This window comes from Paenibacillus sp. FSL W8-0187 (genome assembly GCF_037969755.1).
Taxonomy (GTDB): domain Bacteria; phylum Bacillota; class Bacilli; order Paenibacillales; family Paenibacillaceae; genus Paenibacillus_AQ.
On sequence record NZ_CP150206.1, the window covers coordinates 3,186,671 to 3,209,017 of the forward strand.

General features: G+C 47.4%; 17 protein-coding genes. 15 read left to right on the top strand and 2 right to left on the bottom strand.

The window, feature by feature from the left end; translation table 11 throughout:
• Positions 1 to 76: 76 nt before the first annotated feature.
• Positions 77 to 766 (top strand): winged helix-turn-helix domain-containing protein, encoded by a 690-nt coding sequence (locus MKY48_RS14475; RefSeq protein ID WP_339293288.1) that lies wholly within the window; start codon positions 77 to 79, stop codon positions 764 to 766.
• Positions 767 to 906: 140 nt separating this feature from the next.
• Here MKY48_RS14475 and MKY48_RS14480 read toward each other — a convergent pair whose 3' ends face one another.
• The gene (locus MKY48_RS14480; protein WP_339293289.1) at positions 907 to 1,446 is read right to left on the bottom strand and encodes an NADPH-dependent FMN reductase; all 540 of its coding nucleotides are present in this window, start codon (positions 1,444 to 1,446) and stop codon (positions 907 to 909) included.
• Positions 1,447 to 1,751: 305 nt separating this feature from the next.
• Here MKY48_RS14480 and MKY48_RS14485 point away from each other — a divergent pair, with 305 nt between their 5' ends.
• A complete protein-coding gene (locus MKY48_RS14485; protein ID WP_339293290.1) occupies positions 1,752 to 2,924 on the top strand; it encodes a GNAT family N-acetyltransferase in 1,173 nt (390 codons plus the stop codon).
• 17 nt (positions 2,925 to 2,941) lie between these two features.
• Complete coding sequence (locus tag MKY48_RS14490; protein WP_339293291.1) at positions 2,942 to 3,721, top strand: GNAT family N-acetyltransferase; 780 nt, start codon at positions 2,942 to 2,944, stop codon at positions 3,719 to 3,721.
• Between the two features lie 607 nt (positions 3,722 to 4,328).
• On the opposite strand, the gene MKY48_RS14495 is transcribed toward MKY48_RS14490, so the two are convergent.
• Complete coding sequence (locus MKY48_RS14495) at positions 4,329 to 5,021, bottom strand: DUF421 domain-containing protein (protein ID WP_339293292.1); 693 nt, start codon at positions 5,019 to 5,021, stop codon at positions 4,329 to 4,331.
• 267 nt (positions 5,022 to 5,288) lie between these two features.
• Between MKY48_RS14495 and MKY48_RS14500 the strand changes: the two genes are divergently transcribed.
• From MKY48_RS14500 to MKY48_RS14555, 12 genes are all read left to right on the top strand, one after another.
• On the top strand, positions 5,289 to 5,435 hold the full coding sequence (locus MKY48_RS14500; RefSeq protein ID WP_179090733.1) for a hypothetical protein: 147 nt from the start codon (positions 5,289 to 5,291) through the stop codon (positions 5,433 to 5,435).
• Between the two features lie 451 nt (positions 5,436 to 5,886).
• A complete protein-coding gene (thrS, locus tag MKY48_RS14505; protein WP_339293293.1) occupies positions 5,887 to 7,803 on the top strand; it encodes a threonine--tRNA ligase in 1,917 nt (638 codons plus the stop codon).
• A gap of 67 nt (positions 7,804 to 7,870) precedes the next feature.
• A complete protein-coding gene (locus MKY48_RS14510; protein ID WP_339272818.1) occupies positions 7,871 to 8,911 on the top strand; it encodes an AraC family transcriptional regulator in 1,041 nt (346 codons plus the stop codon).
• A 271-nt stretch (positions 8,912 to 9,182) separates the two neighbouring features.
• Positions 9,183 to 10,643, top strand: coding sequence for an MFS transporter (locus MKY48_RS14515; protein ID WP_339293294.1), 1,461 nt, complete (start codon positions 9,183 to 9,185; stop codon positions 10,641 to 10,643).
• A gap of 76 nt (positions 10,644 to 10,719) precedes the next feature.
• Complete coding sequence (locus tag MKY48_RS14520) at positions 10,720 to 11,250, top strand: ClbS/DfsB family four-helix bundle protein (protein ID WP_339272821.1); 531 nt, start codon at positions 10,720 to 10,722, stop codon at positions 11,248 to 11,250.
• A gap of 561 nt (positions 11,251 to 11,811) precedes the next feature.
• Positions 11,812 to 12,933 (top strand): glycoside hydrolase family 88 protein, encoded by a 1,122-nt coding sequence (locus tag MKY48_RS14525; RefSeq protein WP_339272823.1) that lies wholly within the window; start codon positions 11,812 to 11,814, stop codon positions 12,931 to 12,933.
• The gene (locus MKY48_RS14530; RefSeq protein ID WP_339272825.1) at positions 12,923 to 15,091 is read left to right on the top strand and encodes an alginate lyase family protein; all 2,169 of its coding nucleotides are present in this window, start codon (positions 12,923 to 12,925) and stop codon (positions 15,089 to 15,091) included. Before MKY48_RS14525 ends, MKY48_RS14530 begins: the two co-directional genes overlap by 11 nt.
• A gap of 68 nt (positions 15,092 to 15,159) precedes the next feature.
• Positions 15,160 to 16,884 carry a histidine kinase gene (locus MKY48_RS14535; protein WP_339272826.1) on the top strand — a complete coding sequence of 575 codons (1,725 nt, stop codon included), beginning with the start codon at positions 15,160 to 15,162 and terminating at the stop codon, positions 16,882 to 16,884.
• A complete protein-coding gene (locus MKY48_RS14540) occupies positions 16,881 to 18,470 on the top strand; it encodes a response regulator (RefSeq protein ID WP_339272827.1) in 1,590 nt (529 codons plus the stop codon). The genes MKY48_RS14535 and MKY48_RS14540 overlap by 4 nt, the downstream gene beginning before the upstream one ends.
• 497 nt (positions 18,471 to 18,967) lie before the next feature.
• Complete coding sequence (locus tag MKY48_RS14545) at positions 18,968 to 19,888, top strand: sugar ABC transporter permease (RefSeq protein ID WP_339293295.1); 921 nt, start codon at positions 18,968 to 18,970, stop codon at positions 19,886 to 19,888.
• Positions 19,889 to 19,900: 12 nt separating this feature from the next.
• Positions 19,901 to 20,743, top strand: a complete 843-nt coding sequence (locus MKY48_RS14550; protein ID WP_083659837.1) for a carbohydrate ABC transporter permease — start codon at positions 19,901 to 19,903, stop codon at positions 20,741 to 20,743.
• A 150-nt stretch (positions 20,744 to 20,893) separates the two neighbouring features.
• Positions 20,894 to 22,276 (top strand): extracellular solute-binding protein, encoded by a 1,383-nt coding sequence (locus tag MKY48_RS14555; protein ID WP_076326114.1) that lies wholly within the window; start codon positions 20,894 to 20,896, stop codon positions 22,274 to 22,276.
• Positions 22,277 to 22,347: the final 71 nt, after the last annotated feature.

Sequence of the window (22,347 nt, forward strand, 5' to 3'; positions counted from 1 at the left end):
GTTCTATCCAAAATCATTGTAAAATAGAAAAGATTCGATGCTCATCGAAATGTGGATTACATGAGGAGGGATAAAGATGTATGCGAATCCAAACGCAGCCTTGGTAGCATCACTCGTTAGTGATGCATCGAGAGCTGCTATATTAACCGTCCTATTGGATGGGCGATATCACCCGGCAAGCGAGCTGGCGTACATGGCAAAAATCAAACCGCAAACGGCCAGCTTCCATTTATCGAAAATGGTAGCCGCGAATCTGGTCACCGTCGAACAACAGGGAAGACATCGTTATTACGGAATACAGAATCAGGAGGTTGCCCAGGTCATGGAGACACTTCTATCGATAACGCCTTCTGTCGAAATAAGATCATTAAACCAAGCCTCGGAGACTGAAGCCATACGTCAGGCAAGGACTTGCTACGATCATCTTGCGGGGAATTTGGGAATCCAATTGACAAATTCGCTGCTCAGCGCCGGGGTCATATCTGAAGTGGAAGATCAATATATGGTTACAGAAAAAGGGGAGAACTTCTTCAAGGAATTTCAGATTGATCTGAGTCGTGTTAAGCGCCAACGCCGATCTTTCGCACATCGATGCTTGGATTGGAGTGAAAGACGCCATCACCTGGCCGGAGCATTGGGCCATGCCCTGCTCGAAAGATTACTCGAGTTACATTGGATACAACGCGTCCCAAGAACAAGAGCCATACAAATTACGCCTGAAGGCAAAGAGGGGTTAAAAGAAACATTCCATATTGATATGGAGTAGGAACGGGGTTTAGGTATAGGACTAATGGTGCAGATCGACGATGCAGATACATTTATGGATGCAGAAATATGGATGCAAAAAAATAAAAGGACTGCCCTCAGCTCATCGGAAGATGAAGGGGACAGTCCTTGGATTAGAGATTAGCGCAGTGTTTTCAATGCTCCGCTCCATGCAAGCACTTGGTCAAGCATGCCATTCAGGTTGACGAGATGAAGATCAGCTGGTTTGAACACGGAGCCATTCTCGAAATCAGTGAATAACGAAAGTGCTGGGTGTACACGGACATCCGCTACGGACAATTCACCCAGAATTCCACGGAGATGTTCGGCAGCACGAGCGCCGCCAACAGAACCATAACTTACGATACCTGCAGCTTTATTGTTCCATGGCTCACGAGCAAAATCGAGTGCATTTTTCAAAGAGGCAGAAATACTGTGGTTGTATTCTTGTACGATGAATACAAAGCCGTCAAGAGTATTCAGCTTATTGTTCCAAGCGGTTGCTTGCTCTGTAGCATCAGCCTCGCCAAAAAGCGGGAGCTTGTAATCAGCGATATCTACGATTTCGTAGTTTGCATCTCCGCGTTCATCAGCGATACGTTTAACCCATTCACCTACTTGTGGGCTCAAACGGCCTTGACGTGTGCTGCCTAAAATGATACCGATATTCAATTTGGACATTGTTGTTACCTCCTGATTATTTTGAATTTATTTTTATCTCGATGTGTTTGTTATTTTGCATGAGCTAATCATAATCTCAGGGGGTTAACTTTGTCAAGTAGCTTACAAAAAGTTTGTGAGGTATATTGAGTTTTTTTGTATCCAAAGTACGGTTGGATTTGTGCCTGATTCGGACGTGTTTTGTACCGTATAGGCAGCAGCAATGTTATACTGATCATGTGCCCTGGAATAAAATTCCCGTGCCGAGAAAACACGCGTAATTCAGCACTTAAAGTACATATAAAGATTGGAGAGGTGAAGCAAGTATGGAACTGAGACAATTAAGGTCCGACGAGTTTGAGATCAGCACAAAATTATCCGAATATGCCTTTCAATATACACTGACACCGGAGCAGCGAGAGTCCAATCAAAAGCATTTTGAACCTGAACGCTTCTGGGGGATTTTTGACGGAGAAGAGCTGCAAGCGAAACTGACCATCATCCCGCTGCAAGTTTATATGCATGGAAACCTTTTCGATATGGGCGGTATTGCCGGCGTGGCAACATGGCCGGAGAACCGCAGACAGGGACATGTATCTACATTGCTCAAACATGCATTGCAAGAAATGAAGAGCAAAGGCCAGACCCTTTCCTTCCTGCATCCGTTTTCGATTCCGTTCTATCGTAAATTTGGCTGGGAACTTTACGCGGAATATAAAAAGTACATCATTCCGGTACCAAAATTCCCACGTAAGGTGGAAGTGCCTGGCCGCATTGTAAGAGGCGTAACCGATATTCCAACACTGGACGGCATGTATCAAGCCTATGCCAGCCGCTATAACGGTACGCTTGTGCGGGATGACACTTGGTGGACAAGATTCGTGCTGCAGGGGGACAATCACAGCGTTGTTTATTATTCAGCTGAGGGCAAACCGACGGGCTACGCGTTATATGAGCTCAAAGACAAAGATCTCGTGTGCGACGAATTTGTATACCTGAATGAAGAAGCCCGAAGCGCACTCTGGACCTTTTTTGGAAACCATGATTCCAGGATTGAGCAGGTTACGATGACAATGGTGCCTGGAGATGATCAGCTGCCATTTATGCTGCCGGATCCACGCGTTACCCAGGAAGTGGTCCCATACTTCATGGCCCGCATCGTGGATTTGAAATCCTTTGTGGAGCAGTACACTTTTGAAGAGCATCGGGAAGCCGTGATGACTATCGAGGTGGAAGATTCCGCTGCGCCTTGGAATGCAGGCCGATGGAGTCTGTCGGTTAATCAAGAGGGGAAAGCGGAGCTGTCGGAGCTACCGCCCGATCATGGGGAGCAGGCTGATTTGTCGACCGATATTCAGACGTTGTCGGCGCTGTTTGCGGGATACAAAAGACCACAGGAGCTGCATGCCATTCACCGGCTATCCGGAAATCCCAAGGCTGTAACACAATTGGAGTCGATGATTCCCGTCGGTCAAACCTACCTCATGGATTTCTTTTGAGAAAGGGAGAAGACTTGGTGATTCGCAGACTTTTGCCTGAAGAGCTGGGGAGCCTCTTGGATACGATCAACAGGGAACAGCATTTCTTATATTATTCCTACCTTACGTGTCGGAAGAATCAGACCGTTCATTATGGGCAGTTCTCAGAACAGGGAGAGCTGCTGGGTGTTACGGCTTTTCTGAGAGGGTTGCCTTTCTATGCCTTTTCGGTGTATCCTCTTCAGACATCATTTCGATTTCAGTCCGTGCTGTCCCGAATGAAACGAGATCTGGAATTACCTGATGGGGAACTAGGGAGCTTTATCGTGAATGAGGATGAATGGGAGGTTCTTAATCTTGAGACTGATGTGATGAAACCTCCCGCAGGCATCCTACTCATGAAGCATCGGCACCTTGAAGATTTGCCGTCAGGAGATGACGAGGTGTTTCGTTTAGACCCTTCATACTATGATATGATCGAGTCGAAAATGGTGGAATTCAATACGATAGCTTTTGCAAAGGAAGAGCTTCAAAACCCCTTCTATGGGGTTATTCAGGACCAGGAGCTCATCGCTGTCGGCGGATACCATATCTATAGCGATGATTATGTTGAGCTTGGGAATATTGGCACGGATGCTGCGTGGAGAAGACAGGGGTACGGCAAAAAGGTATGCGCGGAATTGACCCGTAAGGGGCGTGCAATCACTCCCCATGTGTATCTGAATGTGCTGGAGAAGAACGTAAACGCGATCCGGTTATATCAGTCCCTGGGATATGTTACGGTGTGCAAACAGTACATCGTTGAATTCGCTTTGTAGATAGAAGCAAGGAAAAGAAGCCTGACCAGTCAGACTTCTTTCGTATGATTAGGTCAACCAGAAACAGCTGGTTGGCCTTATTTTGTAGTTGCTTTAAATGGTCGATATCCGGTATAACGAGGGGCTTCTAGCGGAACCGACCCGAAACAAAACTGTTTTCCCACTACCGTCCCGTGAGTTTCTCTCGTTTGTACGATTTTTGGTACAAATCTCTTACAGCCGCTGGCATTAGGATCTCGTTTGTACGATTTTTCATACAATTGTTCTATTACGGCTCCCCTTCGTGCCCGTTTTTGTACGATCTTTCGTACAAATCTCTTGAAACAGCTAGCATTAAACTCTCTGTTGTACGATTTTTCGTACAACTTCATCGGTGGTACCTCTTAACCCTCAGATTGTAAGTTGTTCCGTACAATTTTATGTTGGACTAAATGACGCACACATGTTGGTGATCATAACGCAGAATTCAAGGGGGCGTTTCAACCTGTTTTTCGAAACGACGCACCATGTGCTTGCGGGTAGCCTAAGGGGCGAAACGGAATCAGAAAATCTGGAGAAGAGGCAGGAAGGCCTTATGCAAAATCAAGGTGGGATAACCTATATAAGATCATTCCAGAACCTCCCTTTTAGAATAAACATAAAGCTTCCCGTCATCTCCATATTCCGCGTAAGCGATTTCCTCCAAGGAGTCATAACCTTGTTCCCGGGCTTTCGATTTGATCTCGCTATGATCAATGGGTTTGCCCAGCATCGATTCCTCGAGCAGCTTTCCCTTGTCGATGACCGTTACCGTAAAGGTGTCCGCTTTGGCTTCCATGCCCATATCCTGGGCCGTAGGAGGCTCGTACTCGGGTTTACGCATGACGGACAGCGATCCGTCCGTTTCCAGAATGGCGTATTTGACTTCAGTTAACGAGAAAATGCTTTGCCGTCTCAGCATGGATAACAGTTGTTTATATTCCATATCGTATTTGTTCAGCAATTTTTGGTTGAGCTTTCCGTTATCGATCAGAAGGACCGCCCGGCCTTCCGTTAAATATCCGAACTTAACAAAGTGGGTGGTTGCCTTTTCGAAGAGGTAAGACATCGTCGTCCAGAGCGCAAGAGCGAATAACAAATGATATATGTTTACCTTATCATCGTAGAGGCTTGCCCCGACAATTTCACTCAGAATTAAGGAAGACAAGAAATCAAGCGGTGTAAGCTGGCTGATGGTTTTTCTCCCCGTAACAAAAGTGATTATCCATAACCCAAAAAAGCTGATGACCAGTTTAACCCCTAAATCCATATACATGTCCATGGGTCAGCCTCCTTGAATGGCAATATAATATGCTAAGATATTAAACGTGTTGGCTTCAAGCAGAAACAAGGGAGATTTAACCGTTTACTTCGAGGGTGGTGGTGGAGACCCGGAAACCATATTACGATACTCCATCCGCGATCGCCTTAAAACCTTACTTTTTTACGTTACCCCCTTGAAAGTGACGCGACGTCATCTTGTAAGATGTATTTTGTGATAGAAAATTACGAGCTATGTCATAAATACATACAGAGGGAGATGGACGGAATGAATAAGGGAGATGTCATTATTTACGCTTGCGTCATCATCGGGGCGGGTATTGGTTTAGCGCTGGGAAGTGCGTTTCCAGGAGTTCTGGTCGGTTTAGGTGTTGGATATCTGATTAAAATATCTATGAACAATGAAGAAAAGTGACCATGGTAGAGATACTGACATAGGATGTATTGGGAGACTGAAAGTTATCCATATTACATGGATCTGTCAGTCAGATTCTGTTTGACAATTAGAAAAAACTGACTTATAGTACTTTACTATCAGCAACCATCAAAGACATGATTCTTGAAACGACCTGCCCAGAGAGGGAAGCGATTGGTGAAAGCTTCCTCCGTGCTTGCTTCTTGAATTACCCCTTTGTAGCTGTGTTTTTGAACCCTGATCGGTCGTTTGACTATCGAGATATGGAACTAGAAAACACCGAGTCATCCCCGTTACCGGATGTCTGAATGAGGATCGAAAAGAGCACGCTGGCCGTATGAGCGAATGCAACTTTCGATCAAATTAGGGTGGAACCACGAGCTGAACGCACTCGTCCCTTAGGGATCGAGTGCTTTTTTGCGTTCAAACAAAATTTGATGGAGGGATAACAATGTCAATTGTAGTAACGCTGCCGGACGGAAGCCAAAAGGAGTATCCCGCACAAACGACGATGAGCCGCATCGCGGAATCCATTCATTCAGGTCTAAAGAAACAGGCTGTTGCCGCCAAAGTGAATGGGAAACTCGTGGATTTGGATTATGAGCTGTGTCAAGATGCGGAAGTAAGTATTATAACGCTGGATTCGAAGGATGGACTATACGTGTATCGGCACAGCGCGGCTCATCTGATGGCCCAGGCGGTTAAACGGATCTATGGCAGGAAGTCCGTCCATTTTGGGGTAGGACCTGTCATTGAGGATGGTTTTTATTACGATATGGATCTGGGGCATTCGATTACAACCGATGATTTGATTGCCATTGAGCGAGAAATGCAGAAGATCGTTCAGGAAGACCTGCCGATTATTCGTAGGGAGGTTGGTCGTCAGGAGGCCGAACGTATTTTCAAAGATGACCCATACAAAATGGAGCTGATCCGTGAATTGCCGGAGGACGAGGTCATTTCGGTGTATGAGCAGGGGGAGTTCGTTGATTTATGCAGGGGGCCGCATCTTCCTTCAACGGGTAGAATCAAGGCATTCAAATTAATGAGTGTGGCGGGTGCTTATTGGCGAGGGAACTCGGACAATAAAATGCTGCAACGAATATACGGAACGGCGTTTCCGAAGAAGTTGCAGCTCGAGGAGCATCTATTGCTGCTGGAAGAGGCCAAGAAACGGGATCATCGGAAGCTGGGAAAAGAGCTGGGGCTCTTTATGTTCTCAGAAGAAGCGCCCGGCATGCCTTTCTTTTTGCCAAACGGGATGATCATCCGCAATGAGCTGGAGCAATTTGCAAGAGAACTTCAATTCCATAGCGATTATGATGAAGTGCGCACGCCGCTGATGATGAACAAGCGGCTGTGGGAAATGTCCGGTCATTGGGATCACTACAAAGACAATATGTATTTCACGCAAGTGGACGAGACGGAGTATGCGCTGAAGCCGATGAACTGTCCAGGGCATATGCTAGTCTACAAAAATTCGCTGCACTCCTACAGAGAGCTGCCCATTCGTATTTCCGAATTTGGTCAGGTGCACCGCCATGAGTTCTCAGGCGCGCTTAACGGCATGATGCGGGTTCGCACGTTTTGTCAGGATGATGCGCATATTTTTGTGAGACCTGATCAGATCCAGGAAGAAATCAAGCAGGTTATTAATTTTATCAGCCAGGTTTATCAAATTTTTGGCTTTGATTATACAATCGAGTTATCGACAAGACCTGATGATTCTATGGGCTCTGAAGAATTGTGGGAGCAGGCGGAGTCATCGCTCCAGCAGGTGCTGGACCAACTAGGGCTGCCGTACCGAATTAATGAAGGGGATGGCGCGTTTTATGGACCGAAAATCGATTTTCATATCTTGGATTCCTTAAAGCGAAGCTGGCAATGCGGTACCATCCAACTGGATTTTCAATTCCCTGAAAAATTCGATCTTTCGTATATCGGAGAGGATAACCAGAAGCATCGGCCGGTTGTTATTCACCGGGCGGTATTTGGATCCATCGAGCGATTTATCGGGATTCTTACAGAGCATTACGGTGGGGCTTTCCCGATGTGGCTCTCTCCCGTACAGGTTATGATCATTCCGGTGTCAGATCACTATATCGATTACTCGTTAAAGGTGAAGAAACGTCTGGAGAATGCCGGCATACGGGTGAATGTCGATGTAAGAAATGAAAAGCTGGGTTATAAAATCCGTGAAGCGGGTCTGTTGAAAACGCCTTACACGCTGGTTCTTGGCGAGAAGGAAATGAACTCCGATCACGTATCGGTCCGTAAACGGGGCGAGGGCGAACTTGGTGAGAGTGCCCTAGATGATGTGATCGCAAGGCTTCGGAAAGAGATCGAGTCCAGAGGATATGAATCCTAAGATCAAACCCTGTTTCTAATTTCTGTTGAATGACGATGGGTTGTCTTCAAGAGGTTTGGAGCGTACAATGCAGCTAACGCAAGATTACAGGGATAAGAAGGTGTCACCATTGACTTTAAATATCGTGAATGCCGAGGTTCATAGCCTTTTTGATCAGTTCACAGATCTCGTTCAGGGATCTTCCCAGTTTAGCGAATGGCAGGAGCATATCTCCATACCACCGGCGGTGGGACAGGGAAGCATCAGGAGGACACGGATTCGTTCAGGCATGGAGATCGTAGTGACGGATATTACCTTCGCACAAGATATGAAGCTTCACATTCAGGAAGCATGCCAGCTGTTTGAGTTAAGCTACTGTTTGAACGGCGAAATTTATTGTGAGTGGAATGGAAGGGAAAGCTTCACGGAGAAGATGACAGGCAACGTTCTCTTTTTTGAGGATGAGCTTGTATATGAAGAGAAGAAGGCCGGCATTAGGCAGCATATGCTTGAGATTCGTTTGTCCCCCCAAGAGCTGCTTCATTATGCTGGAGACATCACCGAGAAACACAGGATGGAATCATGGCTGCATCGGCATAAAGGGCAAATCGACGAATATCCGAACACGCCTGCTATCCATAAATGCGTATCGGATATGATGAACTGCAGTTATAACGGTACGATGAAACGATTGTACATGGAGAGCAAGGCGATGGAACTCATCGCATTGTTTGCGGAGGTTGAAGGACATGAGACGGTGGGCGGCAACCGTTTTCTAAGCCGTGACGATCTGTCCAAGTTGGAGCAAGCCAGACAATTAGTCATCCATCATTTTGAACAGCCGCTATCGATTCAACAGTTAGCAAGAAGAGTTGGACTGAATGAATTCAAATTGAAAAAGGGGTTCCGCGAACGATTCGGCATCACGATTTTCGAACTTGTGCGCAAGCAAAGAATGGAGAAGGCCATCTGGTACATGGAAACGGAAGGCTATAATGTCGGAGAAACGGCCGTATCTGTCGGCTACAGCAATGCCAGCAATTTCGCGACTACCTTTCGCAAGTATTATGGCTGTAATCCGGGAGAATATCTGAAAGCTATAGGTCACAGCCGTACGTCAAGCCCTTAAAATAAATACGAAGAAGAAAAAGGATTCTAAACATGTTTGTCATGTTTGGAGTCCCTTTTTTTGTAGATCCTGACTCCCTCTACAAGGAAAGAAAATACCTTGGCAGGTAGATCAAAACGCCATCATCGATGATAATGATTATCAATTGGTTGAATTGATACGCCAAGTCTATGAAATCGATAGTGATCTTTATGCGAATCCGCTCAATGGGAGGGTGGCATTTGCTTTAAAATGCGGACGCAGCTCATGAAAATGGAAGAGAGGGAAACTCATGAATAAAATCGCTATAACGGATATGACAGCACAACAGGTAGTCCAGCCAGCTGATCCACGCCGCTGGGTCGCTCTTATTCTGATCCTGCTTCCGACTCTTCTGATCTCTCTGAACAATTATATGATGCAGGTTGCACTTCCTAATATGCAAGACAGCCTGCACGCCAGTTTTGCCGAGGCACAGCTTATTTTCTCAGGGTATTCATTAGGTCTTGCTGTGGCCTTGATCTTGGGCGGAAGGCTGGGTGACATGTATGGCAGAAAACGAATGCTGCGCATTGGGGTTTTGGGCTTTACGGTGATGAGTGTTTTCGGGGGATTCGTTTCAAGTCCACTTCTACTCATTAACGTGCGCGTCATCCAGGGGTTATCGGCGGCGATGATTCAACCACAGGTCCTATCCATAATCCAGCGAACCTTTCCTCCGAGCGAAAAAGGGTTGGTTTTTGCAATCTACGGAGCGGTGATCGGGACAGGATTCACGCTTGGTTTAATCCTTGGCGGAGTTTTGGTGGATTGGAACTGGTTTGGGCTTGGCTGGCGATTGGTATTTTGGTTTAATGTGCCTTTTGGCCTCCTTGTGATTACAGGCCTGCCGATCGTCCCTGAGTCCCGCGGACCTGGAAAGCAAAGCATTGATTGGATTGGGACATTGCTGCTCATATTCGGGTTATTCTTGCTGATTTATCCACTCACGGTGGGGCAAAAACAGGGATGGCCATCATGGACATGGGGATGCGTACTGTTATCGATTCTGATTCTCCTTGCCTTTATTGTTTTGCAGAAACGGAAGGGAAAGGAGCAGGATACACCGCCGCTCATGGATCTTTCCATTTTTCGAATACGTTCTTTTCGTCGGGGAGTCTTCACGGAGATGATGATTTACCTCAGCATGTTCTCATTTTTCTTCATATTGAATTACTTTCTGCAAACAGGATTGCATTTCAATCTGAAGACAACAAGCTTGGTCTTTCTGCCCCTGGGTTTGGGGTTGTTTGTTACCTCGTTGCTGTCATCCCGGATGGTCAATCGATGGGGGAACACTGTATTAAGGTCAGGCGCGCTAATTATGGGCATTAGCATACTCCTGCTTGTAGTATCACTGAATATGGATCCCATTCATTTGTTTCATATCCATAATATCCTTATTCTATCGTTGTATGGAATAGGTCTGGCTATGGCGACAACGCCGCTTGCGAATATGATTCTTAGCAGTGTACCAGCGGCATCAGCAGGAACAGGCTCGGGTTTGTTCACCACCATGATGTATCTGGCTAATGTATTGGGCGTTGCATTTATAAGCATTTTGTTCACTCACTCGCTTGGGCTGTCCCTCTCAGATGCAAGCCTGGCGGATTATGTAAGAGCCTTCTCGATCACTGCTGGAGCTAGTGGATTATTAGCTTTCATGGCTTCTATTTGCTTAGGTTTAAAGCGCTACCGGGTCGAGAGAAGCTAGATGATATTCATCACCGTGCATGGCCTCAGGGCATGGTATAATTTGGATGCCCCTCTTAAGTGGGTGGAACATGTAGATGATGAAGGAGAGGGTACCGTTGCAAACGTACCAGAGCAAAGAAGCTTTAATCACTGAAATTCAAAAAACGTACAAGCTTTTTGACCAAGAATTTGATGATGTTCCAGAGGATAAAAGGAATCTGCGTATAGGCGAAGTGGACAGAACACCCCAAGAGATGATCGCCTATCAGCTCGGATGGCTAACGCTGGTGATGAGCTGGGAGAAGGATGAACTTGCGGGTAAAGAAGTTACGACGCCAACCCCTGACTATAAATGGAATCAATTGGGGGCGTTGTATCAGCAATTCTATCATACGTATGATGCACATTCTTTGGAAGAATTACGTTCGTTGTTGAAGCAGAGGATAGAAGAATGGTGTGAATGGATCAACCAACTGAGTGAGGAAGAGTTATTTCATTCGGGTGTTCGCAAGTGGACGGTAACCAGTGCCAACTGGCCGATGTGGAAATGGCTGCATATCAATTCCGTCGCACCGTTCAAAAGCTTCAGAAGCAAAATCAGAAAGTGGAAGAAGTACGACGGCTAGACTATATCGCTCGGCAGACATGAGAGGCCGTCCCATTTAGATCTAGTTGCTTGACGTACGGCTCTCATAAACAGATAGTGTGTCAAATAAAGCTATGGCGGTGCTCAGGATGTTATTCCCACACCGCTATAGTTTCTGTTTGATCAGATAGAGTTGGTCCATGGTATATTGAATGTACAAAAGAAACCGTTCCTTTCGTAAATGGTTTGGGTAGCACCTCCATTTTACCAAAGAACGGTTTCTCTGCGTCTAAAAAAGTAAGCAATCTGCACGGCGTAGCGGAGAGGACGAATCGATTCCGGACAAGCAACAGCGATGGTAGGAACGATTCGTACATAGAGCGTCTTCTAACAGCAAGAAGGGGGCCTCCCGAAAGATCTAAGAAGCCCCTTTTTTTAGTTGGATTCGAGCGAAAAGGAACAGGCTTGTTCCATTTCTACCACCCTAGAGACCCGGAAGTCAAAATATTGCACATCAAGGCAAAAATCGGCTCTACAAGAACGGGGTGACTCTCCTTATCATGAATCGTAATCATGATCGATTTGAAGGGAGCAAGAGGTTATGTGGAGCAGTGCGATTAAAGACGCCGTAGAAAAAATCCGGAAGAACATGGATACCTACGGGACAAGATTTCCCCACGTCAGTAGGGACGGAGCTTATTTGTTGAATGACAATGACGACTGGACGAACGGCTTCTGGAGTGGCCTTCTCTGGCTATGTTATGAATACACAGGTGACGAGGCCTTCAGATTGGGGGCGGTGCGAACCGTAGAAGATTTCCGCCAACGCTTTGCGGATAAGCGGGTGCTGGATCATCACGATATCGGATTTCTGTATTCCTTGTCCTCCAAAGCGGAATGGATCGTTGATAAGAACGAGAGTGCCCGCGAGTTGACACTTCAGGCTGCGGACTTGCTGCTGAAACGCTGGCGTCCGGGCGGAGGATATATTCAGGCCTGGGGTCCTGAAGGGGATGAACAGGAGGGAGGCCGCATCATTATCGATTGTTTGATGAATCTGCCGCTCCTGTTCTGGGCTGAACTGCAAACCGGAAAGTCCCAATATCGAGAAATTGCAATCATGCAGGCGGAGAAGACAAGGCGTTATCTGGTGCGGGGAGATGACAGTTCATACCACACCTTCTTCTTTGATCCGCATACCGGGGAACCGATCGGAGGTGCTACGCATCAAGGCTATACAAACGGGTCGACATGGACGCGGGGACAAGCCTGGGGGGTATACGGCTTCGCACTGGCTTACCATTATACAGGAGATCATGTATACCTCGAGACTTCTAAAAGAATGGCAAGGTATTTCCTTGCGCACTTACCGGAGGATCATGTCGCCCTTTGGGACTTTAATGCTCCCGTAACCGCCGAGACTTATCGCGACAGCTCGGCTTCCGCTATTGTGGCAGCAGGCTTGCTGGAACTGATTGGACATTTGGAGGAGGAGGATTCCGATAGAGCCGACTTTGAACAAGGTCTTAAGGATTCCATGACCTCGTTGGTACGAAATTATTCCACGATCGGCCAAGAGGCAGAGGGCCTGCTGCAGCATGGCTCTTATCATGTGCGCGGCGGATTGTCCCCGGATGATTTCATGATCTGGGGGGATTATTTTTACCTGGAAGCTTTGATTCGGATGGAGACCGGCAGCAAGGGGTACTGGTATGAACGCTGATGCTACGGAAGTTTCGGTGGATGCCGTTTTAGCGGTTTTGAATCTGGAGGATTCCGCCATGCGTCCGATGCAAGATGCAGACGACGAAGGTCAACGGCACGATATAATGAGTAAGCTGCACAAGTACTTCTCTTGTCGGAGGACACCCGGATGGTGGACGAGCAGTGAGGATAAGCAAAGAATTACGGAATATGTGAAGCATTACTGTGCAGATGAACTGGAAACCGTGATGAAGACAGCGGATGAGGTGGTGCGGCAGACGTTCCTGTTCCGCTTTCCATGGGATATGGAACGGAGTGTAGTGCCCGTCACATTTGACGGTGATATAGACTGGTGCCATATTCCCGATCAAGACGTGGAGTGGGCTTATATGCTGAATCGCCACCGTTATTGGGTTGCGCTAGGACAAGCGTATGCGATGACAGGCGATGAGAAGTATGCGGAGGTGCTTGGCCGCCAGCTTGAAGACTGGATAGATCGGAATCCTGTCCCCCAAGAACCTACGACGGATACGTTGACATGGCGCCCGATCGAAGCGGGTCTGCGCAGTGTGAACTGGATCAAGGCACTTCGATACATGATCGGCAGTCCATCCCTGACTCCGTCGCTGCTCGGTAAAGCGCTGATTTCGCTTCACGAGCATGGGGAGTATCTGGCTGCTTCCTTCACCAGCTGGAAGCATATCAGCAACTGGGGTGTCCTGGAGACTTGCGGTTTATACCATATTGCACTGTTCTTCCCCGAGTTTAGCAAGTCGGCAAGGTGGCGGGAAATGGGGGAAGAGAGACTGAAGGAGACGGCCCGGCTCCAGATCATGGCGGATGGGATTCACTGGGAGCAATCGCCAACGTACCATCATGAGGTGCTGGCTTGTTATCTTGACTGCGTTCACCTCGCCAATCTCAACGGGTTGGAGCTTGACGGTCCATTTCGGCGTACGGTCCGCGAGATGGCCGGAGCCTCCCTGTACTGGGCGAAGCCGAATCACAGGCAGCCGATGCTGGGAGACAGCGACGACAGCGATATCCGTTCCATTCTGACCTATGCCGCGTGGTTATTTGGGGATTCCGTTCTGCGCTTTGGCGGCAATGCTCGGCCGGATTATGATAATGCCTGGCTGTTCGGCATAGAGGGAATCCGTGATTATAAAGCAATGGTTCCTTCGGAACCGCTATACCTGAGCAGAGCATTTACCCATTCCGGTCATTATACAATGCGAACGGGCTGGGACGAAGAAGCGCTGTACCTTTATTTTCACTGCGGTCCGCTCGGGGGAGGCCACGGGCACGCTGATATGCTGCATATTGATCTCCATGCCTACGGCCGTGATCTGCTCACCGATCTTGGGAGGTACAACTATAGCGATCATACACCGCTGAGAACAGCATTAAAGGAGAGCTCAGCCCATAACACAACTGTTGTCGACGGAATCGGATTTACCGGGGTCAAGGACACCTGGTCTTTCGACCGGATTGCGGGGCCACTAGGCTGCAAATGGATCAGCAGGCCGGAGTTTGACTATGTCGAGGGGGCGCATGACGGCTATCTCTATGGGAATGAGCCGTTGTATCCGCGCAGAAGGATCATCTTTATCAAGCCATACTATTGGCTGCTGATCGACAGCTTGGTGTGCCTTGAGCAGCATACCTTTACTCAGCATTTTCATTTTCCACACCCTCCAGGAGAAGTCTTGATGGAAGCGGAATCATTGATTTGCCGTACAAACACCCTTGGGGAAGCGAATCTATCCATCATCCCCGTAACCACAGACGGCCTGCGTGCGGAAGTGGGCGAGGGCGTGATCTCCCGTGAGTATAACCTGCTGGAACCTAATGCGAATGCGGCCTACTCCCGGACTGGGAAAGGTTTGATCAGCATCATGCAGGTGCTTTATCCTCATCGTCCAGGCGAAACAGCCGCTCCGCGAGTCCGTAAGGTACCTGTATATCGTCATACGGGCGAACGGGTTCATGACGGGCAAGCTGAGGCATGCGGGGTTCAGCTCCCGGGAATGGAAGAGGAGTTTATTCTCGTTGTTAGTCACCGTGCGCCATCCGGTCATTATGATTCTTATGTGGTGGAGGGCATGCAGATCTTCGGAGAGGTTGTGCTGATGACCCTCCAAGGAAGAAATAAGCAAGTAACCGTAATCATTTAATGAATGCTTCCGTCACAGAGGACTGATAGAATAAAGAGGACAATAGCATAAGAGAGGCGCAGAGAAAAATGTTCAAATTCACCTACTACAAACGCATCCAGCTGTCGTTTCTTTTGCTGATCTTTATTCCGCTGATTGCGGTTTCTATCATTTCGTTTGTTCTGATCCGGGATACGATGGTAGAGAAGCTGCAGCTCAGCAACGAGAATTTCCTGAACGTCATGACGGATGAGCTGAGCAAGACAATTGATGATGTAACGTTTGCTTCCCATTTTATAGTGAACGATACGAATGTTCGCAATATCCTGAAGTCATTTGCAGACACAAAACGGCTGGCTACTTATCAGGATTATGTGCATTTTAGACAAATTCAGGATGTGTTTTCCCTGATTAACTCCAAGCCGCTGAATAATAACGTCCGCATGTACTTGGTCAACCGTCAGCATTTCGTCATCTCTTCTGGCACGGAGGATTTGACCGCCATTAACGGAAGTGTCGACAAGCTGATGCAGCGCGTCGATCTCAATAAACCGGAAAGCCTGCAATGGCTTGGGATGGCGGGCGGCGACTCGGCAGGGAAGGGGAAAAGTTACTATATCGCCAGGGTCATTTATGACAGCCGCGAGAAGAGGCAAGTGTCCGTATTGCTCAGCGCCATTTCCGATACTTACTTCAACAGGCTGCTTGGTACGGTCGACTTTGGCAAGGTGGCGCTCTTTGATACAACAGGGGAATTCATCGCAGGCGACTCGGGGCTAATCCCGAATCATATGGAGACTAAGGGCAGTGTCCGAACGGACAGGACCATTTTGAAATCGAACTGGAAGCTGGCCTATGAGGCTTCGGAGAAAGAGTGGTCGGGGCAAATCTCCCGGACTTTTTATACCGGTCTAGCCGGGGTCATTCTGCTGTTTCTCGTTTTCTCCGGGATGTCCATCCTGATCGCCAAAAGGCTGCACAGTCCGATTCTCAAGCTGCAGCGGGTTGTACGCCAGTTCGGAATGGGAAACCTCGATGTCAGACTGGAGGTCAAGGGCAAGGATGATATCGCCGAATTGGGGCAGACGCTGAATACGATGCTGGATCAATTACAGCGGCTGATTCACGATATCGAACAGGAGCAGGAACAGAAGCGGGTGATGGAGCTCGAAGCCTTGTTTATGCAAATTCGCCCTCATTTTTTGATTAACACGCTGAATTCGATCAAGTGCAGTCTGATCTTGACGAAAGATACACTTCATAGTGGAATTATTGATTCCTTGATGAGTTTGCTTCGAGCTTATCTCAAGGTCAATGAGCCGGCCACTTTACGCGAGGAATGCAAGCTGCTGGGCCATTATGTCGACATTATGAAGATCCGCAATGAAATCCCGCTTCATTTAGAGGTCGATCTGGATCCGGAAACCGAGGGGCTCATTTTGCCGAAACTTATTTTGCAGCCTGTCGTTGAGAATGCCATCGTCCACGGGCTTGTCGATCATCAGACTCCACGCATTGAGATCCGTTCCCTAAGCAATCCGGACGGAGTCCGAATTGAGATTACAGACAATGGCTTCGGGGCCGATGAAGATATGCTCCAATGTCTGAACCGTAGGCTGGGAAAACCAAGCGGCGAGCAGGATGGGGCTTATGAGAGAGTGGGTCTAATGAACATCGTCCAAAGACTCCGATTGACCTTCGGACCGGAAGCGAGTTTGACACTCGCCAACCTTCCGCAGGGTGGAATGTCAGTTTCACTGTATTTGCCCCAAAGTCATCATCATGGTTTTTTACCGGAGGGAGAGGAAGAATGATGTATAGAGTAATGCTCATTGACGATGATGTTCCTATGCTCAAGGTACTGCAACAGATGATTGACTGGGAGGCAAACAATCTGCAGATAGCCGGCAGTACGTATTCCAGTGCGAAAGCGCTGCATATGTTTGAGGAATTACGTCCGGATATTGTCATTACGGATATCGGACTGCCGCAAAAAAACGGCATTGAGTTGGCAGACCATTTTATTCGCGTGAAGCCGGAGGTTCGGATTATCTTCCTGACCTGTCATGAGGATTTTCATTACGCCCAGCAAGCCGTAAAGCTGCAAGCGGATGATTATTTAATCAAGGATCAGCTTACGGCTGAGCAGTTGGAGCAGAGTCTTGGCAAATCCATGCACTTGTTAAAGACGCGGGCCGGTCTGATTAATCGCGAGGCGGCGAGTTACAACAGCCAGCTCTTTCGGCAGGATTTGCTGCAAAGGGTAATCAATGGCTCGCCGTCCGAAGCCACTTTGGCTTATGCGGCACAGATCGGCATCTCTTGGACGTATCCGTGGTTTATGCTGGGACTGGTCAGCATTCAACTGTCCAGCTTTGACAAGCGTTTCAGACAAACGGAATTTCCACTGATTTTATACGCTGTCTACAATATCGCGACGGAATTGTCCGAATCGTATGAAGGAATTACGCCGTTCATGGAGCAGGGAAACATTGTGATTCTTCATAACTTTAGGGTGAATCTCGCACAAAATGCCAGCTTGAATCTTCATAATTACTTGCAGCGGCTGTGTTACCAGTGTGTTCACTTTCTGAAAATTCAACCCAACGTTATCGCGGTCACGGACAAAATGGAATTAAGCTCGATTGGTTCTATCTATCAGGAAATTCTCCATGGCAAGTGCGAGTTTTACGCAAATACCGACTATACGATATCCGAAATTTCGCAAATAAGGTCGCGTTGGTTTCAAGCTGCGCCACAGGGGTTTCTTGACAGCTATGTTTCAGAGCTCGAACGGATGCTCATCAAGCAGGATCTCGACGGAATACGTGCTGCGCTTCAGAAGATCGCCGGGACCGCAAAAGAGCTGTCGATTGATCCGAACGACTTTGCCAGGGACCTTTCCTCCATGCTTCGCGGTATCGAGCTGATGTTCTCCAGTCTGAAATTCGATGAGGATCTGTTTGCCTATCTTGCTTTAGCTCGCACCTTGGAGGATATGATGGAACTGGTGGAGAGAAAGCTGATCCAGATTATCGGAACCCGGCAAACGGGAGTAGGAAGCTCCCCGAATGAGCCGAAGCTGCAGGTGATCCAGCAATATATCGATCAGCATCTTGACGATAACATCACGTCGATCGATATGGCACGCTATCTGTTTTTGAATCCGAGCTATTTTTCGCGATATTTCAAACGGATGACGGGGTTGACCTTCACGGATTACGTGCATCAGTACAAAATGAAGATGGCTACCAAAATGCTCAGAATGTCTGGACAAAATCTGGAGTCTCTTGCTATGGGATTAGGTTATTCAGATCGGACGTATTTTTCAAAAGTGTTTAAAAAATACGTGGGGACCACGCCGAGCGAATATAAAGCGAAGTACACCGCGCGAAAATAAGTGGACCGCTACAGTTCAATTCACATTTACAGCAGCAAGCCGCCTGGCAAGGGCGGCTTTTTAAGATTTAAGAATGTATAAGTTTTCAGCGAAGCGTTAGCCATAATGTATTCGCATTTATATGTTTTGGGGTCCCCGCAAAGTATCTGGAATAACCATCGGAGCATAGGCTCCCCTTTGTGGGGCTTTATGTTTTGGGGTCCCCGCAAAGTATTTGGAATAAGCATCGGAGCATAGGCTCCCCTTTGTGTGGCTTTTTGTTTTGGGGTCCCCGCAAAGTATCTGGAATAAGCATCGGAGCATAGGCTCCACTTTGTGGGGCTTTTTGTTTTGGGGTCCCCGCAAAGCATTTGGAATAAGCATCGGAGCATAGGCTCCCCTTTGTGGGGCTTTTTTTAGGTCAAAATCTTGCACATGGCTGGTCATAATCCCTCCTTCTTGCCGATAGCGGATGTATTACTATAATGACAACTTACAAATTGTTGAGGTGATGTTACATGGAGGCTGTACAACAACCTGTGCCCAAGAGCCGGCGGAAGTTTTGGACCCCCAAGCGGAAAGAGGCTTTGATCGGGTGGCTCTTTCTGGCCCCGGAAATCGTCGGAATGCTGCTATTAAACGTATTTGCCCTTGGATTTTCTTTGTATTTGAGCTTATCCGATTGGGATATGCTGTCGGGTGTCCAGGGTATCGAATTTACCGGACTGGATAATTTCATCAAGATGTTCCATGATCCAACCATTATGCAAGCGATAAAGAACAACTTGATCTATATGGTTCTTACGGTGCCGATCCCGATTGCGATCGCCTTGGTGCTTTCGGTATTGATTCACAACAGCGTGTTCTTCAAGAGTTATTTTAAAGTCGCGTTCTTTATTCCTTATATCTCTTCGATCATCGCAGTTGCTGCGGTGTGGAGCGCATTATTTCACCCATCGCTGGGTCCGATCAACCAGTTTCTGATGGACATCGGGATCAGCAGTCCGCCGAAATGGCTGGTCGATCCGAAAACGTCGCTCTTGGCGATTTCGATTATCAGTTCCTGGGCGGGACTGGGTTACACGATCATAATCTACATGGCCGGGCTCACGAACATTTCGAATGAAATTTACGAAGCGGCGGATATTGACGGTGCCAGTTCGATCAAAAAGTTTTTTGCGATCACGGTTCCGATGCTCCGCCCGACGACCTTCTTCCTGTTGATTACGATGTTGATTGGTTCGTTTAAAGTGTTTGACATCATTGCCTTTTTAACGGAAGGCGGCCCGAACAATTCTTCTACCGTGCTTGTATTCCGCATCTATGAGGAAGGCTTTAAATACTACAATATGGGATACGCTTCGGCCATTTCTTGGTTGCTGTTCGCGATTATCGGTATGATTACCGCGCTTACCTGGAAAATGAGAAATGAAGAATAAGGAGGGAGAGTAATGTACATGCAGTTGCTTCGAAAAAACGTGTCCAAAGTGATAATCACCCTTATCATGGGGGCATTGTCCATCGTGTTTCTCGTTCCGCTTATCTGGATGATTTCCGCGGCTTTTAAATATGAGAAGGATGTTATGCGGTTCCCGATTCAATGGATACCGGAAAAGGTGAATCTGGCGTACAATTTCAAGATGGTCTGGATGGGAAGAGTTCCCTTCTATGATTTCTACTTTAATTCTTTTAAAATAGCGATTATTACGACTTTAATTACACTGATTATCTCATCCATGGCAGCCTATGCGCTGACGAAGATTCGCTTTAAAGGACGGAACCTCGTCTTTATGGCCTTGCTCTCGTTCATGATCATTCCGGATCAGGCGACCCTGATTCCTCGATTTTTGCTGATTCGCTGGTTTGGTCTCTACAATACGCATGCAGCCATCATATTCATGAGCATGTTCTCGATCTACTTCACATTCCTGCTGCGTCAATTTATGATCGGGATCAGTGATGAATACTTGGAAGCGGCCAGAATTGACGGAGCGGGTCATCTGCGGACATTTGCTTCCATTATGGTTCCGCTGTGCAAGCCTGTGCTTGCTACGGTAGCGATTATTAAATTCATTTGGACCTGGAACGATTACCAGAATCCGCTCATCTTCTTGCTGGACAAGGACTTATACACGATTCCGCTGGGGATGACGCTGTTCCGTGATGACTATACCAACAACTACGCTATTATGATGATGGCGTCCGTATCGGCGATTATTCCGCTGGTCATTGTGTTCATCGCATTGCAAAAGCAGGTTATAAACGGCATTGCTTTGGGCGGGGTAAAAGGTTGATACGAAGTCTAATGTCAACAATCAGAAGTTCGGAAAGTCAAAAATGTAATCCTAGAACCTCAAAATTGTGCACTTGATCCGCCATGCTGGTGCCTATAATGAACATGAAAACAGCACCACAACTAATTTATCTGTGCAGGGGGAAGTAAGATGAAGAAAAAAAGTAAACACAGATTATCCGTCATTCTTAGCACGATCCTGGCGAGTACCCTGGTCTTAAGCGGCTGCGGGAATTCCGGGTCTGAAAGCGGTGCCAGCAAGGACGGTGGAAGCGGTCAGACGGACAAGCAGGTTACCGTCAAGTATTACAACTGGGATAACGAAGCTCAACAGGCGGGTACGGACGCCATGCTCCAGGAATTTATGGATCAGAATCCGAATATCAAGGTCGAACATGTGGTTCTCGTCCCAGGTGATTCCGTGGAAATGTTGAAAAAGCTTGATTTCCTGATCTCATCCGGTGAAGCGATCGATGTTATTCAATTCCCAAGCTTAGGCGGAGTTCTCGAACGCGCCTCACGTGGAGCACTTGCTCCCCTGAACGAGTTCTATGAGCAGGAAAGTCTCGTTCCGGAAGACGAATACTTTGTCAATGCCAAGTTAGAAGACAAGTATTATGGCATGCAGTACACCAAGAGCATGAACTATGTGATGCTCAATAAGGATGCCCTGGATGAAGCGGGACTTGAAGTTCCGAAATTCGGCTGGACTTGGGATGATTACCGCGACTATTCCAAGAAGCTGACCAAGGGCGAAGGCGTAGACAAGCGTTACGGGTCTTACTTCCATACATGGGAGCTTTATATGAACGCTCCGGCGCAAACCATGATGAAAGATCCGTTCGTATATGAGGACGGAACTACCATTCTGGCCGATCCGACTTACAAGTATTTCTTCCAGCTCCGCAAAGATATGGAGGAGACGGACAAGTCGGCCAAACCTTACAGTGACGTACTTGCCGCGAAGCTGAACTACCGTACTGAATTTTTTAATGAAGAAGCTGCTATGATTCTTACAGGCAACTTCACGATAGCGGACCCAGGCAATACCGAGCAATATCCACATGATTTTAAAACAGCTTTCGCTCCTGTACCTGTGCCTCCTGCGGGAATGGAACCTAAAGAGTATGAAGGAAAATACTTCACCAGCGGCAGTATGCTTGCGCTGGGTGCCAATTCAACCAACAAGGAAGCATCCTTCAAGCTTATGAAATTTATGACAACAGCCGATTCGGACAACAGACTTGAGTTCTCTGGCTACAAGAAAGCGAATAACGAAGAATTGTTGACAAAGCTGGTTGCCGGTAAAGAGGATAAGTACGATATGGATTCGCTGAAATATACGCTGTTTAGCGATGAAATCCAGTATCTTGATGCAGCTAAAGTCATGATGACGGATACTTCGGAATTGACCAAGATCATTGATGACGGCTTTGCGAAATTCATGCTCAGCAACGAGCCGATTGATGAGGTTCAACAATGGATGGTCGATGAAGCTACAAAAATCATTAACGAAAAAGGCGTTGTTAAGTAATCGGGCCGGATGGAATCCTAAAGGTTGATGCTTAGCTATTGATTGGAAGGGCTGTCCTCAGTAATCATACA

What these genes read in the sequence shown, in the direction of transcription:
- MKY48_RS14475 (WP_339293288.1), top strand. Translation starts at nt 77, where the DNA reads ATGTATGCGAATCCAAACGCAGCCTTGGTAGCATCACTCGTTAGTGAT.
- MKY48_RS14510 (WP_339272818.1), top strand. Translation starts at nt 7,871, where the DNA reads ATGCAGCTAACGCAAGATTACAGGGATAAGAAGGTGTCACCATTGACT.
- MKY48_RS14480 (WP_339293289.1), bottom strand. Translation starts at nt 1,446, where the DNA reads ATGTCCAAATTGAATATCGGTATCATTTTAGGCAGCACACGTCAAGGC.
- MKY48_RS14555 (WP_076326114.1), top strand. Translation starts at nt 20,894, where the DNA reads ATGAAGAAAAAAAGTAAACACAGATTATCCGTCATTCTTAGCACGATC.
- MKY48_RS14550 (WP_083659837.1), top strand. Translation starts at nt 19,901, where the DNA reads ATGTACATGCAGTTGCTTCGAAAAAACGTGTCCAAAGTGATAATCACC.
- MKY48_RS14525 (WP_339272823.1), top strand. Translation starts at nt 11,812, where the DNA reads ATGTGGAGCAGTGCGATTAAAGACGCCGTAGAAAAAATCCGGAAGAAC.
- MKY48_RS14515 (WP_339293294.1), top strand. Translation starts at nt 9,183, where the DNA reads ATGAATAAAATCGCTATAACGGATATGACAGCACAACAGGTAGTCCAG.
- thrS (WP_339293293.1), top strand. Translation starts at nt 5,887, where the DNA reads ATGTCAATTGTAGTAACGCTGCCGGACGGAAGCCAAAAGGAGTATCCC.
- MKY48_RS14500 (WP_179090733.1), top strand. Translation starts at nt 5,289, where the DNA reads ATGAATAAGGGAGATGTCATTATTTACGCTTGCGTCATCATCGGGGCG.
- MKY48_RS14495 (WP_339293292.1), bottom strand. Translation starts at nt 5,021, where the DNA reads ATGGACATGTATATGGATTTAGGGGTTAAACTGGTCATCAGCTTTTTT.
- MKY48_RS14485 (WP_339293290.1), top strand. Translation starts at nt 1,752, where the DNA reads ATGGAACTGAGACAATTAAGGTCCGACGAGTTTGAGATCAGCACAAAA.
- MKY48_RS14540 (WP_339272827.1), top strand. Translation starts at nt 16,881, where the DNA reads ATGATGTATAGAGTAATGCTCATTGACGATGATGTTCCTATGCTCAAG.
- MKY48_RS14535 (WP_339272826.1), top strand. Translation starts at nt 15,160, where the DNA reads ATGTTCAAATTCACCTACTACAAACGCATCCAGCTGTCGTTTCTTTTG.
- MKY48_RS14520 (WP_339272821.1), top strand. Translation starts at nt 10,720, where the DNA reads ATGATGAAGGAGAGGGTACCGTTGCAAACGTACCAGAGCAAAGAAGCT.
- MKY48_RS14530 (WP_339272825.1), top strand. Translation starts at nt 12,923, where the DNA reads ATGAACGCTGATGCTACGGAAGTTTCGGTGGATGCCGTTTTAGCGGTT.
- MKY48_RS14545 (WP_339293295.1), top strand. Translation starts at nt 18,968, where the DNA reads ATGGAGGCTGTACAACAACCTGTGCCCAAGAGCCGGCGGAAGTTTTGG.